Raw genomic sequence first — 19,766 nt, 5'->3', positions numbered from 1 at the left:
ACGACAGCCTGCATCGGGCCACACCGAACCATCGAGAAGGGGTGCGCGGTCGCGCTCTCGGCCCGACGAGAACACAGGCGCCCAGGGCCAAAAGGAAAAGCCCCGGCGGTTTCCCGCCGGGGCTCTCTGTCAGGTCGTTAGACCAAACTTACCAGTTGCGCTGAGCGCGGAGGAGCAGGGTGAACGAGTCCTGATCCTTGAGCTCGTAAGCCGCGACGGGCTTAGCCAACGCCGCACTGGCGCCAGCAGCGGTGACCGTTCCGGCTGCGTACTTCTGGTCCAGATGGGTCCAGTTGAAGTCGGCCGAGAAGGTCAGGTTCTTGACCGGCGTCCAGCGGGTGATGAGACCCAGCTGAGCGATGTTGTAGTCGGGGTTACAGGCAGCCGAAGCAATGCCGAGTGCAACCGACACGGTGCCGCCCACGCCGCACATCGCGGTCTTCGCTGCGCCAGTGTAGCGAACTCCAGCGTACGCACCGTAGAGAGCCGTGTTCCAGTACGGATCCCAGTTGTGGGTGTACGCACCGCGCATACCCCAGGTCTGGACCAGCTCCAGGCCGCCACCGGTCACGTGCACCGCGTCAGGTGCGAAACCGATGCCGATGCTCTGATATGCGCCGGCCAGGCCGGTGCTGCCATAGCTCGTCCAGGCACCGGTGCCACCGGCGAGGTCCTGGATGTTGTAGCGGGTCGCACCGTCGGTATAGACGCCCTGGATGTTGATCGTGTCACCCGCACCCGTCGGGATGTTCTTGATCGACAAAGCCAGCTGAGCCGCCCAACCCCACTTGTCGCCGGGGTGACCGGTGGGTTCGGTCGCTCCGTAGTAGCCCGCATGGTTCTCATGCGCCGCAACCGACGCCTGGAACAGACCCCAAGCCTGGTCCACGCGAACCATGGCGACGAGGTCCGGCGAGCGCGAGCCGGCGGTGTTGTTGGTGCCGTAGCCGAAGGTGCCCGGAACAGCGAGGTTGTTGATACCAGCCTGATAGTACTGGACCTGATCCTGCGCCGAGAACGATGCCGTGATGCCCTGACCGAAGTCAGCGGTGTAGGTGAACTGGTTGACGCCGGTAACCGTGCCGCCGCCGCCGACGAGACCGTCGAAGTTGTTACCGGGATAGTTGGTCCAGGGAGCTGAGAACTGGGAGACCGCCTTACCCATCGTGAAGCCAGCGAACTGGATGAAGGCGTAGTACACGCCGAGCGAACCACCGGCCACCGAGCCGTTGCCCGAGGTACCCGCCGGAGCCGAGTCGTATGCGGTCGTACCGCCACCGGTGTATCCGCCGGTCGTCCACGAGAAGGTCGCATCGAAGAACGTGCGAACCACGCCGTATTCGGTCGCGGTGCGGGTATCGATGTTGAGATCCTGACGAGCCCGCATCGTGTAGTAGTTGCTGAGGCGGTTGTGAGCGCCAGCAGCGCCGTTGAACGCGCCATTGTAGACGCTGTTGGTGCCCAGCGCGACTTCAGCGCGGAGATAACCACCCAGCTTGATGCAGGTGTCAGTGCCCGGGATGTAGTAGAAGCCCGCACCGTACAGCGAGCAGATCTTCACGTATTCGACCGCCTTGGCCTTCACGGGGAGATCGGCTGCCTGCGCTCCGCCCACGGCGATCAGACCCGCCGCTGAGCCGAGCAAAAGGCTCTTAACCAACTTCATGTTAAACCTCCAAGTTGCTCTTTCAGGGAAGGTCACTGACCGGATGGTCAATTCCCCAGCCCCCTCTAAATCACCGCTTTGGGCCCCTTCGCGCCTTCGGACACACCCGCATGAACGCGAGGGACTTAAGCGAAAGACCTAAACGGGACGACCTCGGGATGCCCCCCTCCGTCGCTCAGTCACAATTACAGAACGGCCTTGCACACACAACAAGAGAACGCTCCCAAACGGGCCGAGGAAGCGTGTTTTCCGGTGGGTGTTGCACAAATAACACGCAGATGTGATCAGATCGCGCTTGCAACCTACTGTTTTCACTAACGTTTTTGAAGCGGTTCCATTTGCCATCAAAGTTCCCCACATGGGGCGCCGCTTCTGAAGACATCGGCCTGGAGTGGCTTTGACGCGCTCGAATCGTGGAATCACGAAGAGACTCAATGGACAGACATCAGCGCCTTCGCCCCGGTAAGCGCAGTCGCCGCAATGCCTTTGGCGCGCCGGCAATGACTCTTTATAGAGATGGCGAAGATCGGGATCGCGCCGGCAGCTCGCAAGACAAGACGCAGGGAGGTCAATCTTCCCTAGCCTTCTCGCAGACCATTGAACTTCAAGGGAAATCGGACATCGAGGGGAGCAAGGAAGTCTCCCTCCACAGAGCATCCTGTATCCATGCTCACATGGACAGGCCTCGGATCTGCCTTGGCGGCGCCACGCTCTTGGCCGCTCAGAGCACCCCTATGTTTCGAAATTCACTGGGAATTCGAGCGAAACACGCGCTTCCAATTTGACCCGCGCGAGCAATTAGATGCATAAGGCTCGCACCGGAGAGGTGGCCGAGTGGCTGAAGGCAACGCTTTGCTAAAGCGTCATACGGTCTCAAGCTGTATCGAGGGTTCGAATCCCTCCCTCTCCGCCATCGGCAGCAGAATCAATCAAGTTCCAGGCGTTCTTTCACCTGAGAACGATGGTGACCACACTGAGCTCACCGCGAGTCGCGCGTGCCTGCCCGCACCCAGATACCAGATCGCCAGATCCGCCAATGCGAAGGCGATATCAGCACGGCCTCGCCGGCCCAGACATTGAACCACACGCCGTCCGTCCGCCGGCAGGGAAAGGACCAGGGCAAGATTCCGGTCTTGTCGAGACGTCCGAGCTCCAGATCGCACTCATCGGGAGCGATCTGAATCGGCAGCCATCGTTCATTCGTGTCCATACCACCCAGTTTATGCGCGGCAAGACGAAGACACTTGCTTCAGCGCAACTGGCCGCCCCGTGCGACTACGGGGGCAGGTGCGATTCTCATCAGTGCGCGGAGACCCAGGCCCTCGCCTCGCGCTGTGCGGCCGAGATCTCGGCTTCCGACATCTGCCCGGCGACTTCCTGGCGCAGCGCTACGGCGTCCTTGCGGCCCTTCAACGCGGCAAGGTTGAACCATTTGTGCGCGGCGACGAGATCGACGATCCCGGAGCGGCCGCTCGCCCAGTAGATTCCGCGCTCGAACAGCACGTCCGACAGCGCGCTCGCATCGATCGGCGTTGCCGTCTCCAGATCGAAAGTACCCTGAAACATCACGCATCCCCTTTGTTCTTATGCCGCCTCGTCCCCCGAGCGCGGCTCCCGTCCAAAAAGCTGTTCGACTCATCCCATGCCGTTTGCCGGCTTGTTGGAGACGATGATGGCGGGCAAATTTGAATGGCAGTTTAAGTATCGCGATGAAGCAGACGTAAACGCGGGTGTGCGACGCCGAGCTGCGGAATCCAAAAAGCTCCTGAGTTGCAGGCACTTCTGCGATTCGTCAGATTCGGTTTACCGTTGGAATTCAGGACATCGATAACCATCACGCGCAGTCGGATGCGCGCTGTGGCCTATCGCGCGCCGCGCATCGCATCTTCCCAGAGCGGTGATGCAGCTTCCAGAGACAACGGCGATCCACCGAGAAGCCACGGTGTGCTGGATTGTCCCGTCGGAGCCAGGCGAAGGCACCGCAACTCCAGACGCGGCGCGCGAGCGGCGCAAGTCAAGCCGCAACCCTCGCCTGCCCACGGTCGGAGGCAGAGACGTCAGCTGGGCGCCGTCCCGGTCAGATCAGCAATGTGGGGAAAGGAATGCCGGCAATACCCCGGCCTCAGGAGAACGAGGGCGTCGGCGAACACGTCAGGACCAGATTTCACATGAGCCCGAAGGCTGCTTGCGAAATTGCGGGGCTCTCAAAAAGGATACCCGCACCGAACGAAGAAAACTCGTTTCTTCTGCCGGACCGTGAAGGAGAACGATCCGACCGTTGACCTGATGTCTCGCCGACACCCTCTATCGTCGACCAGAACCTCGAAGGCGCTGATGACGTGCCGGCTATCTGAAGCCGGCAACTTCAGAAGCGAAGTTACTTCTTCTTTGCGACCTTGCGGGTCTTCTTCGCAGTCTTCTTCACTGCGCTCTTCGCCTTCTTCGCCTTCTTCGCCTTCTTCGCTTTCTTGGCCATGTTGCCCTCCGATGTGTGAGATGGCTTTAATCGCTGCGTGCATTCGGGGATCGAATGCACTTCATCCCGAATACACCAACACGAAGAAAAAAACAGCGTCTCGCTTAAAGAAGTGTTGACGACGCAACGCGCGTGCGCTTGCGAGCGCGACGCAAGCACACTGCGCGACGCGCGCGAGCGATCGCAAGGAGCACTCGCAGCATCGGCGTTCGAGAGAGACGCGATTGCATGAAAACACTATGCAGCAAGTATTTTTCTGCACGCGCGCATCACGCGCGATCGATGCGATGATGTGCATCGACACCTCGGCGATCACGTTGCCGGGGCGCTTCGCGGACTCTGAGTCGCGAATTTTGGCAACGAAAATATTTTCGTGCTTAACGGCGCAATCGCTCGTCGGAGCCTGTGCAAGCCGCCGTTTTGCGCGAATCGCGTGACGGCGATTCGGTCGCGGCAGCAGCGTGGATCGGGATGAAGTTTTCTTCCGAGCATGCGCGCGAGCGTCGCACCGAAGCGGAAAGCGAGGTGACGAAGCGTGTCCGTCACCTCGTACGCACGTGCGAGGCTAGACGCCCAGCTTGGACTTGAGCAGGTCGTTGACGCTCTGCGGGTTGGCCTTGCCGCCCGACGCCTTCATCACCTGGCCGACGAACCAACCGAGCGACTGCGGCTTGTCCTTGACCTGCGCGGCCTTGTCGGGGTTCGCCGCGATGATGTCGTCGACAACCTTTTCGATCGCCGAAAGATCCGTGACCTGCTTCATGCCGCGGCTTTCCACCAGCGCGCGGGGATCGCCGCCCTCCTGCCAGACGATCTCGAACAGATCCTTGGCGATCTTCCCCGATATCGTGCCCTCGCCGATCAGGTCGATGATGGCTGCAAGCTGTTGGGCATCGACCGGAGAGTCCGTGATGCCCCGGCCTTCCTTGTTGAGACGGCCGAACAGCTCGTTGATCACCCAGTTCGCCGCCATCTTGCCGTCGCGGGCGCGGTTGGCGAGCCTGTCGAGCACCGTCTCGTAGAAGACCGCGCTCTCGCGCTCGGCGACCAGCACGCTCGCGTCATAGGCCGAGAGCCCGAAATCGGCGACGAAGCGCGTCTTCTTCTGGTCAGGCAGCTCCGGCAGCTGGGCCTTCAGCTCGTCGACGAACGCCTGGCTGAACTCCAGCGGCAACAGGTCGGGGTCGGGGAAGTAACGATAATCGTGCGCCTCTTCCTTCGAGCGCATCGAGCGCGTCTCGCCCTTGTTGGGATCGTAGAGCCGCGTCTCCTGGTCGATCTGGCCGCCATCCTCGAGGATCTCGATCTGGCGCCGCGCCTCGTACTCGATCGCCTGGCCGATGAAATTGATCGAGTTCATGTTCTTGATCTCGCACCGGGTGCCGAGCGGCCCGCCGGGCTTGCGCACCGAGACGTTGACGTCGGCGCGCAGAGATCCCTTCTCCATGTCGCCGTCGCAGGTGCCGAGATAGCGCAGGATGGAGCGCAGCTTCGCTACGTAGGCCTTGGCCTGCTCGGCATCGCGGATGTCGGGCTTGGAGACGATCTCCATCAGCGCCACGCCGCAGCGATTGAGATCGACATTGGACATGGTCGGCGACCGGTCGTGCAGCAACTTGCCGGCATCCTGCTCCAGATGCAGCCGCTCGATGCCGATGGTGACGCTGCGGCCGCCGTCGAGCTCGACCAGCACCTCGCCCTCGCCTACCACCGGCGACTTGTACTGGCTGATCTGATAGCCCTGCGGCGAGTCCGGATAGAAATAGTTCTTGCGATCGAACACCGAGCGCAGGTTGATCTTCGCGTTGAGGCCAAGTCCGGTCCGGACAGCCTGCCTGACGCATTCCTCGTTGATCACGGGCAGCATGCCCGGCATCGCGGCGTCGACCAGCGAGACTTGGCTGTTCGGCTCCCCGCCGAACGCGGTCGAGGCACCCGAGAACAGCTTGGCGTTCGACGTCACCTGGGCATGGATCTCCATGCCGATGACCATCTCCCAATCCCCGGTGGCGCCCTTGAGAAGCTTGTGCGTTGCCGTGCTCATGTCCTGCTCCCAAGCAGCGTGGCAGCGATCCGCTCCCACTCCGCTTCCAATGAATCCTTTGCTGCGACCTGGCCGGCCTGGCGGTACCAATAGCCGGCATTGCCCAGATCGCCTTCGACGCGGTGCAAGTATGCATGCACCCAGGCGGCTTCACGGCCGTTGTCGTCCTGGACGATCTTGTGCGCGCGGTCCCAGTCACCCTTCGCTGCCCACCAGAGGCCTACGAGCGGCGCACTCAGCTCCTGCGCCGGCGCCGCGCCGTCGAGGCTCGCGATGAAGTCAGCGACATTCACCACCACCTCGCGGGCGTGAACCGGCCGGCGGCCTGCTCGATCACTTCGCCGAGCGAGAACAGCGTCTCCTCGTCAAACGGACGGCCGATCAGTTGCAGGCCGAGCGGCAGGCCCTGCGCGTCCTTGCCCGCGGGCACGGCGATACCTGGCAGGCCCGCCATGTTCACCGTCACCGTGAAGATGTCGTTGAGGTACATCTCGACCGGATCGGCGCCGCCTTTCTCGCCGATGCCGAAGGCCGCCGACGGCGTCGCCGGCGTCAGGATGGCATCCACACCCTGGGCGAAGCAGTCCTCAAAGTCCTTCTTGATCAGCGTGCGCACCTTCTGGGCGCGCAAATAGTACGCGTCGTAATAGCCGGCCGAGAGCACATAGGTGCCGATCATGACGCGGCGCTTCACTTCGGCGCCAAAGCCTTCGGCGCGGGTGTTCTCGTAGAGCTCGATGATGTTCTTGGCCGGCTCGCGCAGACCGTAGCGGACGCCGTCATAGCGGGCGAGGTTGGAGGAGGCCTCCGCCGGCGCCACGATGTAATAAGCCGGCAGAGCATATTTGGTGTGCGGCAGCGAGACCTCGACGAGCTCGGCGCCGGCGCTCCTGAGCCAATCCGCGCCCGCTTGCCACAGCTTCTCGATTTCGGCCGGCATGCCGTCGAGCCGATACTCCCTGGGGATGCCGATCTTCATGCCCTTCACGGACCTGCCGATCGCGGTCTCGTAGTCCGGCACGGGAATGTCGACCGAGGTCGTGTCCTTGGGGTCATGACCCGCCATCGAGCGCAGCAGCATCGCGGCATCGCGGACGCTGCGTGCGATCGGACCAGCCTGGTCGAGCGAGGAGGCAAAGGCGACGATGCCCCAGCGCGAGCAGCGGCCATAGGTCGGCTTGATGCCGACGGTCGCGGTGAACGCCGCCGGCTGGCGGATCGAGCCGCCGGTGTCGGTCGCGGTCGCGCCCATGCACAGCAGCGCCGCCACGGCCGAGGCCGAACCGCCGGACGAGCCGCCCGGCACCAACGTGGTGTTGCTGCCGTCGCGCCGCCAGGGATTGCCGACGGGCCCGAAGCAGGAGGTCTCGTTCGACGAGCCCATCGCGAACTCGTCGTTGTTGAGCTTGCCGAGCATCACCGCGCCGTCGCGCCAGAGCTGCGAGGTGACGGTGGACTCGTAGGTCGGCACGAAATTGCCGAGGATCTTCGAGCACGCCGTGGTGCGCACGCCCCTGGTCGCGAACAGATCCTTGATGCCGAGCGGGATGCCGGCGAGCGGCCCCGCATCGCCCTTGGCGATCTTGCTGTCCGCCTCGCGCGCCATGGCCCGTGCCTTGTCGGGCGTCTCCATCACGAAGGCGTTGAGCACGCGCGCAGCCTCGATCGCGGACAAGTGCGCGTCGGTCAGCTCGAGTGACGTGAAAGTCTTGGCCGCGAGGCCCTTGCGGGCCTCTGCGAGCGTCAGCGATGTCAAATCGGTCATTTATTGATCGGGCTGCAGAAGAACGGAGACAAGGTCTTGTCGTTGGCCGGGTCGTCTTTCTTGGCAGCGGCATTCGCAGCAGCCTCGAGCTCATCGAGCACGGCATTGACGGCGACATTGGGATCGGCAGCCTTGCCCTGCCGCTCCATCTTGTCGAGATAGTTCATATAGGCCTGATAGGCCTTCTCATCGTCGCAAAGCAGGCACATCGGACCACGTCCTAAGACTCTTTGTTTGACGCGTTTTCTTCACGCGAACCGGCTTCCACTTCGCTCGAAAACGCAATGTTACTCGACGACCTTCGGCACCAGGAAGAAGTGGCCCTCGGTCGCGGGAGCATTGGCAACGATATCGTCGGCGATCTCGCCGTCATTGACCACGTCCTGCCGCTTCTTCATCTGCATCGGGGTGACCGAGGTCATCGGCTCCACGCCCACGACATTGACCTCCGAGAGCTGCTCGACAAAGGCGAGCATGGCATTGAGCTCGCCCTGCAGATGCGGAACGTCGTCCTCGGAAACCGCAATCCGCGCCAGATGCGCGATGCGGCGGACGGTAGCGGCGTCGACGGACATTATATATGGCCTCTCACGGCAAAACCCATGTGCCGTATAGCAGAGGCCGGTTTTGCGCCGCAACCGGCGCTAGCGCATGATCCGGAAAAGTGTGAAGCGGTTTTCCGAAAAGATCATGCGGAAACAATAACCTGGAGGCCTATCCGGCGAGCGCTTTCAGGCGAGCCAGCGCCGATCTGGCGAGATCGCGGGTCAATTCTGCCGCGGGGACCTCGCGACCGAGGGCCACGGCCTGTCCGGCCCAGAGATTGGTAAAATCCACCCTGCCCTGCTTCTCGGCGGCGGCCTTCAGCGGCCCCAGGGCGGTCGCGGCATGGGGAAAGGGCGGCGCATCCGGCGAGACCGGGCCGGCCTCGCGCATGAGCCGGTTCTGGACCCCGCGCGCCGGACGGCCGGTCATGACATTGGTGATAACCGTGGAATCGTCTCGTGCCTCGGCGAGCGCCTTGCGGCCGCCCGCGCTGACCTTGGACTCCGGACAGCGCAAGTAAGCGCTGCCGATCTGCACGCCGGAGGCACCGAGCGCAAAGGCTGCGGCAATGCCGCGACCGTCCGCAATGCCGCCGGCAGCGATCACCGGCACCTTCACGGCATCGACGACCTGCGGCACCAGCGCGAAGGTGCCGGGCTGTTCTGCAATCTTGTCAGTGAGGAACATGCCGCGATGGCCGCCCGCCTCGGCACCTTGTGCGATCACGGCGTCGACGCCGCGCTCTTCCAGCCAGACCGCTTCTTTCACCGTCGTGGCAGACGAGACGACGCGGCATCCGGCCGCCTTGACCCGCTTGAGCAGCGACGGCTCCGGCAAACCGAAATGGAAGCTGACGACCTCCGGCTTCAGCTCTTCGACGACCTCGCAGAAGGCGGCGTCGAAGGGCGCGCGGTCGGCCGCGGCGATCGGCGCCGCCGGATCGAGACCGTGCTCGGCGTAGTACCCTGCCAGCCGCTGCTTCCACCGCGCCTCGGCCTCCGCCGTCAGCTCGACCGGTGTGTGGCAGAAGAAGTTCATGTTCACCGGCGCCTTTACGCGCTGGCGGATGAGCCCGACCTGCTCGCGCGCCTTCTCCGCCGAGATCATCGCACACGGCAGCGAGCCCAGCGCCCCGCCTTGCGCCGCCGCAATCACCAGCTCCGCATCCATCACGCCAGCCATCGGCGCCAGCACGATGGGGAATTCGGTCTTGAAGAGATCGATCAGTCGACGGTCAGGCCACATGGTTCTTGCCTCGCTCTTGCCCTCTCCCCTTGAGGGAGAGGGTGGATCGCCGCGTAGCGGCGAGACGGGTGAGGGGTTTGCATCCGCAGAGACAGACCTCTCAAATTTGACTTTACGCTCCGCGGATAGAACCTCTCATCCGGCGCGGATTGCATCCGCGCCACCTTCTCCCACAAGGGGAGAAGGAAAAGAAGCACCGGAATTCCGCCGCCCCTCCAGCAACTGCTCGACCTCAACCGCAATCCGATCGACGATCTCGGCCGCCGGCGGAATATCATGAATCAAGCCGACCGCCTCTCCCGCGATCACGGCGGCCACGTCGAAATTGCCGGCCGCCTTTGCCGCCGCATACTCCGCCGCGACTGCGGCGACATTCTGCATCAGTTCGACTTCGCGTCCCATCCAGCGCCTGGCATGGTCGTTGATCAGGCACCGGCCGGTGAATGGCGCCGGCCAGACGTTGTTGCGGGAGAGATCGAAGATGATGCCGCGGAGCGTCGAGCCGCTGCTCGCCGCACAGATGCGCCGCTTGGCTTCCTCCGCGCCATCGGCCTCCTGACTCGCATAGAAGCGCGTGCCCAGCAGCACGCCGCTCGCGCCCAGCATCATCATGGCGGCGAGCCCGCGCCCGTCGGCGATGCCGCCGGCCGCCACCACGGGAACACGACCCGCGGCAAGATCGACGATGGCCGGCAGCAGATCGATGCTGGTCCGCGAAGCGCCGTGACCGCCCGCCTCGGTCCCCTGCGCGATCAGGATGTCCGCGCCGGCCTCGAGCGCCTGCCGTGCCATCGCTTCATCCTGCACCTGACAGATCAGGCGCGCGCCGGCCGACTTGATGCGCGGCGCGAACGGCGCGGGATCGCCGAATGACAACATGATCGCGGAAGGCTTTGCGCCGAGTGCGATGTCGAGAAGCTCGGGCTGCCTGGCAAGGCTCCATGTGATGAAGCCGATCCCGAACGGCGCACGCAGATCCGCGAGTTTCGCCGTCTCCCGCTTCAGCCAAGTCCGCTCGCCATAGCCGCCGCCGAGAATGCCGAACCCACCGGCGCGACTCACAGCCGAGACGAGACGGCTGCCGGCGACAATATCCATCGGCGCCAGCAGGATGGGGTGCCTGATCTCCAGCAGCCTGGTCAGCGATGTCGCAATGGGCATGGTCCCTCCCCCGATCTGGACAGAGAGACTAAGCCTGACTTACATTCTCGAAAATTGAATTCTTACGAACGTTGCCATCTCAAAAGAGAAACGAGATATGGAACTCAGCGATCTCCAGACCTTTGCGGCAGTGGCTCGCGTCGGCGGCATTACCCGCGCTGCGGAAGCGCTGAATACAGTGCAGTCCAACGTAACCCAGCGCGTGAAGGCGCTGGAGGCGGAGATCGGCACGGCGCTGTTCGAACGGCATTCGCGCGGTATGACGCTGACGGGCGCCGGCAGGCGCCTCCTCCCCTACGCGCTGAAGATGGCGGCACTGGCGCGTGAGGCCGTGCTTGCTGCGCGCGATGATGGCGAGCCGAGTGGACCGCTCTCGATCGGATCGATGGAGACGACGGCGGCCGTGCGCCTGCCACCCTTGCTGGCGGATTTCCATCGCCGTTGTCCCGCCGTGCGTCTTTCCTTGCGCACCGCGCCGACCGCCGACCTCGTCGCCGACGTGCTCGACGGCACGCTTAACGGCGCCTTCGTCGCGGGGCCCATCACGCACGCCGATCTCACGGCTACGATTGCATTCCGCGAGGAGCTGGTGCTGGTCAGCGCGCGGCGCTGGGCTTCGCTGGCCGAGCTGCGCGCTGGCACGCCGGAGTCCGGCCCGACCGCACTGGTGTTCCGCACCGGTTGTACCTACCGTCAGCGGCTCGAGCAAATATTCGTCGAGTTCGGCTGGCCGTCGGCGGCACGCTTCGAGCTCGGCACGCTCGACGGCATGATCGGATGTGTCGCCGCCGACATGGGAGTGACGCTGCTGCCGCGCGCGGTGATTGAATGCAGCGCGATGAGCGCCAGCATCTCGATCCACACGCTGAGCCCGTCGCATGCGCGCGTCGAGACATTGTTCATCCACCGCCGCGCCGGACATCAAACGAGCGCGCTGAGCGGTTTTGTCGAGTCCCTTGCCAGGGACGACGAGGTCATCGCGGCCTGACGCGACGCAGCGTTCCACTCCACGAAATTCGTCACAAATCCACCGCGCGTCCGCGCATATTCTGCCGCGGCAACGCAGCACATCGAAAAGCTTTGAAGCCCTCGATCGTTCTACGTTAGGATGACTGGCTGGCCAGCGCAAAACCATAACGAAGCCGGACATCGGCAAGAACATCGGGAGGACTATTCGATGCGCAATACGCTCGTGTTGTGCTGTGTCGTCGCATTGTCGGCGATATCAGGAACAGCAAACGCCCAGGACTGGACCAAGTCGAAATGGGGGCCGAACGACGAGATCGGCTCCGCCAACTACATGACGCCCGAGCTCGTGGTGAAGGCCGCCTCACTGGTGAAGACCGGCAAGACCTACGCCCTCGGCATGCCCGTCACATCCCAAACGCCGGCCTACCCGCCGCGCAGTTACAAGATCACCGTTGTGCAGCCGGGTCAGGCCGGCAGTTCCGGTCTTGGCCCCAACAAGGCCACCTACAACGACGATATCCTCGACAGCTGGGTCGGCGTCGGCAGCCAGCTCGACGGCCTCGGCCATCTCGGCATCGAGCACGTCTATTACAACGGCAACAAGCTCGCCGATTTCGCCGATCCGACGGGGCTGAAGAAGCTCGGCATCGAGAAGGTGCCGCCGATGGTTACCCGCGGCGTCCTGCTCGACATGGCAGCCTATTTCAAGACCGACGTGGTCAAGGAAGGCACCGCGTTCAACGTCAAGGAGATCGAGGAGGCCGCCAAGCAGCAGAACGTCGAGATCCGTCAGGGCGATGTCGTCATCTTCCACACCGGCTGGCTCAGCCTGGTCGGCAAGGACGACAAGCGCTATTCGGCCGGCGAGCCCGGGCTCGGCGTCGAGGGGGCAAAATATCTCACCGGCAAGGGTGTCGTCGCCGTCGGTGCCGATACCTGGGGACTCGAGGTGCTGCCGTTCGAATCCAAGAACGTGTTCGAGGTGCACCAGATTCTGCTCGCGATGAACGGGACCTACATTCTCGAAAACATGGACACGGCCGCGCTCGCACGCGACAAGGGCTATGAGTTCCTTTTCGTGCTGGGACAGCCGCGCTGGACCGGCGGCGTGCAGGCGATGATCAACCCGATCGCGATCCGCTGACGCCCGCGAGGGCCTGGAAAGAAGGCCGGGTGAGGTCTTGCAGTGTCTCTCCGGAGCGCACTGCTGCCCTCACCCGCCCCGCACGTCAGATCCGGATGTCCTCATAGGACTCGATCCGACGCGGACCGACCGAGGTCGCCTCGTGCGAGTCCGCGTCGGCAAGATTGCCGAAGTCGAGCTTGGTCAATTTCGTCAGATCGGCGATCGAGACCTGGAAGACGCTGACGTCCTCCTCGGACATCCGCTCGAGCAGATCCGCCTCCCGGATGCGGTCGATCTCCATGACCTGCTTGCGCTGGCTCATCAGGAATGCCGCCGCCTTGAGGCCGTCTTCGTCGCGCCGGATCATTATCTTCCAGAAGTATTTCGGAATCTGAACGCCGCCGAAGCTCGGGTCCTTGTGCGGCCGGCCGTTCGGATTGGGCAGATCGGATCCGTCGGCGTCCGGTCCATCGAACACCGGACCGTTCATCACGATGCCCTTCTCCTCGCCTTCGAGCAGGACATCGCGGGTGTAGTCCTCCAATCCGGCCCAGAGCTGCTTGCCCTGATTGAACGAGAAGAACTGCGGCGAGCAGTTGGTGAAATGGAAGGAATCGTCGCCATGCTGCTTGGCCGCGGCGACGGTGTCGCCCCAGGTCGCATCGAGGCGGCGCACGAGATGACCCCGATCGAACGGATTCCTGGTGCGATCCGCCTCGAAGGTCGCCTGCTTGCGGTAGAACTCGTCGCCGATCTGGGCATCGTCGTCGATGCGTGGATCGCGCAGCCAGGAATCGCCTTCACGCTTGCCGACGTCCTGCTGCTTGGCGCCGTCGATATTGACGCAGCTGAAGAAGGCGAGTCTGCGCTGCTTGTTCATGACCACACTGTAGTTGAAATATCTCAGCTCGAACTGCCTGGAGCTGCCCTTGAGCATCGCGATCCTGGACTTGAGGGCGGCCGGAATCTTCGGCAACGGGACCGAGAATTTTCCGGTGCCGAGGAAGTTCGCCTTGTACCCCGGACGCGATTTCAGCGTGCTCTGATCGATATGCACGGCCTCCATGGGCAGGCCGTTTCTCGGACTGATGTGAGGCAGGAGGCCAGCCGGCGGGGCGATCAGCGGCTTGCCGCCGTTGTGTATGCTGCCGTTCGCTGTACCTCCGTCAGCTCCCGCCGGGCCCGGCACGGGGGCGAGCGGAGCGAACGGAATTTCCTTCCTGAGTATCGGCAATGGCACGCGCACTGGAACCACGAGAGAGGTGCCGTCGACGGACTGCTCGACCCAGAAATTGGCGCCGAACGCAGGCACGGCCTCCGGCGCCCGGACTTTCGCGCTCTCTTGCCGGATTGGCGGCTCTTCCTCATCCAACACCGGCTTGATCAACGGGTGGGAGCCGACGGCCACCTTGAGATCGGCCACGATCGCGCTGACTCGGATGCCTTCGTTGGCGATCCAGTCGATCGAGGATTCGTCCATCGAGGGCTTCCATACCTTGCCGTCCTTGGTCAGGGTGCGGCCCTGCCCATCCTTCCGCGGAACGCCGCTGTGGTGCAGCGCGACCACCTGCCAGAAGCGGTTGAACGCCGGGGAGCCCGACGATCCAGCCGTCGTGTCGGTGTTGTACCAGAGGAAGTCGCCGGCATATTTGAGCAGCTTGTTCTCGCGGACGCAGACCTGCTTCATCTGGCCGCTGGGATGCTGGATGATGGTGAGATATTCGCCCGGGTCTGCCTTACCGGGTGCACCGCTCAGCGGCAGCCATCCCCAGTCGTCAAGATGCTCGTGGCCCGACAGCGAAGTCTGGGCCACCGCGACGACCGAGAAATCCAGCCTGTCATTGGTGTAGAAGAATCTGCCGGGCTCGAATCCGAACCTCTCCGGCAGGCGCTCTTGTCCCGAGATATCCAGTTCATAGTTGAAATCGGCAATCGAATTCGCGGCGTCCGCCGGCTTGCCGAAGACATGATGGTTGGTCAGCAGCAGGCCGGGCCCGATCAGAAAGCCCGAGCCATAGCCGAGCAGGTTCGACTTCAGATCCCTCAGCTGAATACGGCAAACAGAGCGTGCGGCGGCCGTCCCCTTTGCGAGATAATTGATGCTGTCGAGATCATTGCCCTGGATGATCCGCTCCAGCCCTTTCTCCGCTGCCTGCATGTCGTGCGTCTCGGCCAGTAGCTGGCGCTGGCGCAGGCGCATCTTTTCGACGGACATCTCGATCGGGCCGTCGCCCAGTTTCCGGTTCAAGGCATCGGGTGAGAACTCGGCTTGCTTGAATCGCCTTTCGGAGCCCGCGATGAGGCTTGGCTTGATGAGCATCAGAACCTCTCAAAATGACTGAGCGAATGTCGGAGGTGGCCGGCGCCTCAAAAATCTGCGCCAAGGTTGCCTGGCGGACCCGACTGCGGGTCGCTGGCGATCGTTCTGAAAATTGGGGTACGCGCCTCACTCTACTTATACATACATCACTGCCGAACCGCAACCAGAACGTCAATCAAGGTGCACCGCTGAGGACGCGAGATCATGCCATGGTCCGCAACATCGCCCGTGTGAGATTCACCACAAATGGCCGCTGCATTTGTGCGTGGTCATCTTCACGCGCTTCTTCCTATCGCCTTCAGGTGCCACCGCCGCGGTGCGACGATGGAGGCGCATGAGGCGCGAACAGCAGCACGAATCGGTGGCCGCACTCCGCCAGGGCGTAAGTGATCGGCATCGCCGCGACCGCGAACAGGTCGAATAATGTCAGCACATCCATTGTTCCGGGTTCACGCCACAGCACGACGCGTGATATGCGCTAACGCCATGTCGGCCCTTATCCTGCCCCTCGTCGATGCTGTAACCCACTGGCCCGCGCGCGGCGCGCTGGTCGGGCTTGATCTCGGCACCAAGACCATCGGCGTTGCCGTGTCCGACCCCGATCGTCGGCTTGCGACCGGCGTCGAGACGATCCAGCGCAAGCAATTCAAGCAGGATGCCGCGCGCCTGCTCGCGATTGCGGCCGAGCGCAAGGCGGCCGGGTTCGTGCTGGGCCTGCCCATCAACATGGACGGCAGCGAGGGCCCGCGCGCGCAGTCGACCCGCGCCTTCGCCCGCAACCTCGCCGGTCTGACCGCGCTCCCCATCGGACTGTGGGACGAGCGCCTGTCGACAGCGGCGGTCGAGCGCGAGCTGATCGGCATGGATGTCAGCCGCGCCAAGCGCGCCGAGGTGATCGACGAACACGCTGCGATGTTCATCCTGCAAGGCGCGCTCGACCGTCTCGCCAATCTCCGTCCCGGGGCCGCCTGACCGATGGCCGTCGTGATCGCGGCCTTGCTGCCGGTCTTCATCCTCATCGTGCTCGGCATCGTGCTGAAGCGCAGCCTGATGCGGCTCGACACGCAATGGCACGGGTTGGAGCTGCTGACATATTTCGTGTTGTTTCCGATGCTGCTGATCCAGACCCTGGTGAAGGCCGACCTGTCCAAGGTGCCGGTCGCCGGCGTCGGCGGCGCGCTGCTGCTGTCGGCACTGGCGATGTCGCTTTTGTGCCTCGCGCTGCGCCCAGCCCTGTCGCGGCTCGGCGTTGACGGCCCCGCCTTCACCTCGATCTTCCAGGGCGCGACGCGCTGGCAGACCTTCGTGGCGCTGTCGATCGCCGCCAATCTGTTCGGCGATGTCGGGCTGGCGCTCGCCTCCGTGGCGATGGTGGCGATCATCCCGCTCGTCAACGTGTTCAGCGTCTCGGTGCTCGCTCGCTACGCATCGCCGGAAAAGCAATCCGGCCGCGCCATCGTCATCACCTTGGTTCGCAATCCCCTGATCTGGGCCTGCATCATCGGCCTTACCGTCAATGTCACCCACCTGCCGCTGCCAAGGCTCTGGCATGAGGTTGCAGACGCGCTCGGCAGTTCCTCCCTCGCCATCGGCCTGCTCGTCACCGGCGCGGGGCTGCATCTCGAAGGGCTCTTCCGTCCAAGCCTCGGTGCAGCCGTCGGCGTCGTTTTCAAGCTCTTGCTGATGCCCGCGCTCGCGATGGGGCTCGGTTTCTGGTTCGGGCTGTCCGGCAACAGCCTCGCGATCGTGGCGATCTGCTCGGCGGTGCCGACCTCGTCCAGCGCTTATGTCCTCGCCCGCCAGATGGGCGGCGACGCGCCGCTGCTGGCCCAGATCATCACGCTGCAGACGATCTTTGCAGCCATTACGATGCCGATCGCGATCGGGCTGGCGGCCTAGCTCCCCAGCCACATCGTCAGCACCACTGCTGTCAGGTTGTTCAACGCATGGAGCATGATTGTGAGCCAGAGAGAGTTGGCACGATAGCGCATGTAGCCGAACCAGAGGCCGATGGCGAAGACTTCGGCGAGGAAGTACATGTCGTATTGCAGGTGGACGATTGTCCAAACCAGCGACGACAGGAGGATCGCACCGGGTATGCGCAGGAAGCTCGCCGACCAGCCGCGATAGAGGAAGCCCCGCGCCAGAATCTCTTCCGACGTCGGCGCGGCTACGCTGAAGGCGAACAGAAGCAACAGCGCGGCGCCCTTGTCTCGTCCTGACTTCAACAGATCGGTCATGAAACCCGGCGTCGCTTCGCGCCCGAGCGCGCGTGACATGGTCTCCCAGACCACCACGATCAGGATAAGGCCGATGGCGCCGAACAGCAGCTGCTTCCACGACGGCCAATGCAGCGCGAGATAGTCGACGAAAGAAGCCCTCTTGATGCGAATGGCGAGCCAAACCGCAAGAAGCGTCGCCGGCAGTCCCATGATGACCGAGAACGCGAGCGTCTGGGGCTCGCGACCGACGAGCTGGAGCGAGGCGAGGTCCATTGGAAGACCGCGCTGCGCCGCGAGCACGATGACGGCGCCGATCTGCCCGACGAACATCGCGACGAAGATGAAGAGCCCCCAGAGCGCAGTGCCCCAGAACTTCCAGACGCGTGGCGCGACAGGAGCTTCCGTCAGTGGCGGATGATCGGGATTGAGGGAGTCCATCAGGAGGCTTTCGTTAGAGCTTCACCGTCATTCCGGGGCGATGCGCAGCATCGAACTCAGGTGCGCAATTGCGCGCCCGAGACTCTCGAGATCCCGGGTTCGTCCTTCGGATCGCCCGGACCACAGATCAAACACTCATGGCAGCGCCCGCTCCAGCAGCATGCGCACATCGGCACTCTCGAGTTCCACCGCGCCGTACATGCTGGCATGATTGGTCGCAAGCCGCGTGCTCGCAAACAGTTCGGCATTGTGTGGGGACACCGCCTGGAGCGCCGCCGCAGCGGCGAGCAACGCCAGCTTCTCGACCGCCAGGCGCGCGACGCGCTCGCCGTCGGCGCGGCGGAAGGTCTTGCCGATGAACGCAACCGCTTGCCCTGCTCCCGGCAAGCCCTTGGTTTCGGCTGCCAGCGCGTGCAGCACCGTCATCGCCGCGTCCGGCTCGCGCGAGAGCGCGCGGAGCACGTCGAGGCACATGACGTTGCCCGAGCCTTCCCAGATCGCGTTGACCGGCGACTCCCGATAGTGCCGCGCCAGAATGCCGTCTTCGACATAGCCGTTGCCGCCGAGGCATTCCATGGCCTCATAGAGGAATGGCGGCGCACTCTTGCAGGTCCAGTATTTGATCGCCGGCGTGAGCAGCCGCATATAGGCAGCTTCCGCCGCATCGCGCGGCGTGCGGTCGAAGGCGCGGCAGAGCCGCATCACCAGCGCCGTGCTCGCCTCCACATGCAGCGCCATGTCCGACAGCACCGCCTGCATCAGTGGCTGATCGGCAAGATGCTTCTGGAAAACGCTGCGGTGCCGCGCATGATGAAGCGCATGCGCGAGCCCCGAACGCATCAGCCCGACGGACGCAATCGCGCAATCCTGCCGCGTCAACTGCACCATCTGTATGATGGTGCGGATGCCCTTGCCTTCCTCGCCGATCCGTTCGGCATGAGCGCCGACGAACTCGACCTCCGACGAGGCGTTGGAGCGGTTGCCCAGCTTGTCCTTCAATCGCTGGAACTGGATGGCGTTGACCGAACCGTCCGGCGCGAAGCGCGGCATGAAGAAACAGGTCAGCCCGCCATCCGCCTGCGCCAGCACCAGGAACGCGTCACACATGGGCGCCGACATGAACCATTTGTGACCGGTGATGCGATACGCATTCCCGTCGCGAACTGCGCGCGTCATGTTCGCGCGCACGTCGGTGCCGCCCTGCTTCTCGGTCATGCCCATGCCGAGCGTCATGCCGCGCTTGCCCCACCACGGCGCAAAGCCGGGATCGTAGCTCTTCGTGGACAGCACCGGCATGACGCGCGCCAGCAAGTCGGGCTGCATCGCCAGCGCACCAACGGAAGCGCGCGTCATCGTGATCGGGCAGAGGTGGCCGGTCTCGACCTGCGCAGCCATGTAGAATTTTGCCGCGCGGATGACCTCGGCGGCATCGTCCGCCGGTCGTCCATCGGCCGTCCACGTCGAATTGTGCACGCCTGCATGCGCACTGTGCGCCATCAGTTCGTGATAGGCGGGATGAAACTCGACCTGGTCGCGCCGGTGACCCTTGGCATCGAAGCTGCGCAGCTTCGGCGTGTTCTCGTTCGCGAGGCGCCCGCGATCGGCCATCGCCGCAGAACCCCACTCCTTGCCGAACGCGGACAGTTCCCGTTCCGCCGCCGCGCCGCCATTGGCCTTCACCGCCGCGACCAACGGCTGGTCCAGGGTAAAGAGATTGACGTCCTCGAAGGGCGGTGACTGGTTGAAGACTTCATGGGTCGCAAAGTTCGGCTGGGTCATGGGGTAATT

The 19,766-nt window shown here is 63.6% G+C and carries 18 protein-coding genes and 1 tRNA gene; 6 read left to right on the top strand and 13 right to left on the bottom strand.

Going from position 1 to position 19,766, the window contains the following annotated elements; all coding sequences use genetic code 11:
• Positions 1 to 148: 148 nt before the first annotated feature.
• Entirely contained in the window at positions 149 to 1,666 is a 1,518-nt protein-coding gene (locus ASG57_RS31680) for a porin (protein ID WP_024341113.1), read from the bottom strand.
• Positions 1,667 to 2,486: 820 nt separating this feature from the next.
• On the opposite strand from ASG57_RS31680, the gene ASG57_RS31675 reads away from it, so the two are divergent.
• A tRNA-Ser gene (locus ASG57_RS31675) sits at positions 2,487 to 2,579 on the top strand.
• A 386-nt stretch (positions 2,580 to 2,965) separates the two neighbouring features.
• On the opposite strand, the gene ASG57_RS31665 is transcribed toward ASG57_RS31675, so the two are convergent.
• Positions 2,966 to 3,232 (bottom strand): hypothetical protein, encoded by a 267-nt coding sequence (locus ASG57_RS31665; protein ID WP_024341111.1) that lies wholly within the window; start codon positions 3,230 to 3,232, stop codon positions 2,966 to 2,968.
• A gap of 1,149 nt (positions 3,233 to 4,381) precedes the next feature.
• On the opposite strand from ASG57_RS31665, the gene ASG57_RS38245 reads away from it, so the two are divergent.
• Entirely contained in the window at positions 4,382 to 4,579 is a 198-nt protein-coding gene (locus ASG57_RS38245; protein ID WP_155248605.1) for a hypothetical protein, read from the top strand.
• Positions 4,580 to 4,707: 128 nt separating this feature from the next.
• Here the strand turns inward: ASG57_RS38245 and gatB are convergent, their stop codons facing one another.
• From gatB to ASG57_RS31630, 7 genes are all read right to left on the bottom strand, one after another.
• Positions 4,708 to 6,186 (bottom strand): Asp-tRNA(Asn)/Glu-tRNA(Gln) amidotransferase subunit GatB, encoded by a 1,479-nt coding sequence (gene gatB, locus ASG57_RS31660; RefSeq protein WP_024341110.1) that lies wholly within the window; start codon positions 6,184 to 6,186, stop codon positions 4,708 to 4,710.
• The gene (locus tag ASG57_RS31655; protein WP_024341109.1) at positions 6,183 to 6,485 is read right to left on the bottom strand and encodes a hypothetical protein; all 303 of its coding nucleotides are present in this window, start codon (positions 6,483 to 6,485) and stop codon (positions 6,183 to 6,185) included. The genes gatB and ASG57_RS31655 overlap by 4 nt, the downstream gene beginning before the upstream one ends.
• Positions 6,476 to 7,951: an Asp-tRNA(Asn)/Glu-tRNA(Gln) amidotransferase subunit GatA gene (gene gatA, locus ASG57_RS31650; protein WP_024341108.1), complete on the bottom strand. Its 1,476-nt coding sequence runs from the start codon at positions 7,949 to 7,951 to the stop codon at positions 6,476 to 6,478. Before gatA ends, ASG57_RS31655 begins: the two co-directional genes overlap by 10 nt.
• Positions 7,948 to 8,160 (bottom strand): hypothetical protein, encoded by a 213-nt coding sequence (locus ASG57_RS31645; RefSeq protein WP_008548392.1) that lies wholly within the window; start codon positions 8,158 to 8,160, stop codon positions 7,948 to 7,950. Before ASG57_RS31645 ends, gatA begins: the two co-directional genes overlap by 4 nt.
• Positions 8,161 to 8,238: 78 nt before the next feature.
• A complete protein-coding gene (gene gatC, locus ASG57_RS31640; protein ID WP_024341107.1) occupies positions 8,239 to 8,526 on the bottom strand; it encodes an Asp-tRNA(Asn)/Glu-tRNA(Gln) amidotransferase subunit GatC in 288 nt (95 codons plus the stop codon).
• Between the two features lie 139 nt (positions 8,527 to 8,665).
• A complete protein-coding gene (locus ASG57_RS31635; protein WP_024341106.1) occupies positions 8,666 to 9,742 on the bottom strand; it encodes an NAD(P)H-dependent flavin oxidoreductase in 1,077 nt (358 codons plus the stop codon).
• Positions 9,743 to 9,877: 135 nt separating this feature from the next.
• Positions 9,878 to 10,903 carry an NAD(P)H-dependent flavin oxidoreductase gene (locus tag ASG57_RS31630; protein WP_024341105.1) on the bottom strand — a complete coding sequence of 342 codons (1,026 nt, stop codon included), beginning with the start codon at positions 10,901 to 10,903 and terminating at the stop codon, positions 9,878 to 9,880.
• A 97-nt stretch (positions 10,904 to 11,000) separates the two neighbouring features.
• On the opposite strand from ASG57_RS31630, the gene ASG57_RS31625 reads away from it, so the two are divergent.
• Both ASG57_RS31625 and ASG57_RS31620 read left to right on the top strand, forming a co-directional pair.
• Positions 11,001 to 11,891: a LysR family transcriptional regulator gene (locus tag ASG57_RS31625; RefSeq protein ID WP_024341104.1), complete on the top strand. Its 891-nt coding sequence runs from the start codon at positions 11,001 to 11,003 to the stop codon at positions 11,889 to 11,891.
• 189 nt (positions 11,892 to 12,080) lie between these two features.
• Entirely contained in the window at positions 12,081 to 13,016 is a 936-nt protein-coding gene (locus ASG57_RS31620) for a cyclase family protein (RefSeq protein ID WP_024341103.1), read from the top strand.
• A gap of 85 nt (positions 13,017 to 13,101) precedes the next feature.
• On the opposite strand, the gene ASG57_RS31615 is transcribed toward ASG57_RS31620, so the two are convergent.
• Positions 13,102 to 15,318: a DNA/RNA non-specific endonuclease gene (locus tag ASG57_RS31615; RefSeq protein ID WP_024341102.1), complete on the bottom strand. Its 2,217-nt coding sequence runs from the start codon at positions 15,316 to 15,318 to the stop codon at positions 13,102 to 13,104.
• 298 nt (positions 15,319 to 15,616) lie between these two features.
• Entirely contained in the window at positions 15,617 to 15,751 is a 135-nt protein-coding gene (locus tag ASG57_RS39765; RefSeq protein WP_283805281.1) for a hypothetical protein, read from the bottom strand.
• A 53-nt stretch (positions 15,752 to 15,804) separates the two neighbouring features.
• On the opposite strand from ASG57_RS39765, the gene ruvX reads away from it, so the two are divergent.
• Together ruvX and ASG57_RS31605 are read left to right on the top strand one after the other, a co-directional pair.
• Entirely contained in the window at positions 15,805 to 16,290 is a 486-nt protein-coding gene (ruvX, locus tag ASG57_RS31610) for a Holliday junction resolvase RuvX (RefSeq protein WP_024341101.1), read from the top strand.
• Positions 16,291 to 16,293: 3 nt separating this feature from the next.
• The gene (locus ASG57_RS31605; protein ID WP_024341100.1) at positions 16,294 to 17,217 is read left to right on the top strand and encodes an AEC family transporter; all 924 of its coding nucleotides are present in this window, start codon (positions 16,294 to 16,296) and stop codon (positions 17,215 to 17,217) included.
• On the opposite strand, the gene ASG57_RS31600 is transcribed toward ASG57_RS31605, so the two are convergent.
• Together ASG57_RS31600 and ASG57_RS31595 are read right to left on the bottom strand one after the other, a co-directional pair.
• Entirely contained in the window at positions 17,214 to 17,978 is a 765-nt protein-coding gene (locus ASG57_RS31600; protein WP_024341099.1) for a CPBP family intramembrane glutamic endopeptidase, read from the bottom strand. The two genes, ASG57_RS31605 and ASG57_RS31600, sit on opposite strands and share 4 nt — an antisense overlap.
• Before the next feature lie 135 nt (positions 17,979 to 18,113).
• Complete coding sequence (locus tag ASG57_RS31595) at positions 18,114 to 19,757, bottom strand: isovaleryl-CoA dehydrogenase (protein WP_024341098.1); 1,644 nt, start codon at positions 19,755 to 19,757, stop codon at positions 18,114 to 18,116.
• Positions 19,758 to 19,766: the final 9 nt, after the last annotated feature.

Source organism: Bradyrhizobium sp. Leaf396 (assembly GCF_001424605.1).
GTDB lineage: Bacteria > Pseudomonadota > Alphaproteobacteria > Rhizobiales > Xanthobacteraceae > Bradyrhizobium > Bradyrhizobium japonicum_C.
Note: the sequence above shows the minus strand (reverse complement) of the source record. Positions and strands in the feature narration are given on the sequence as shown.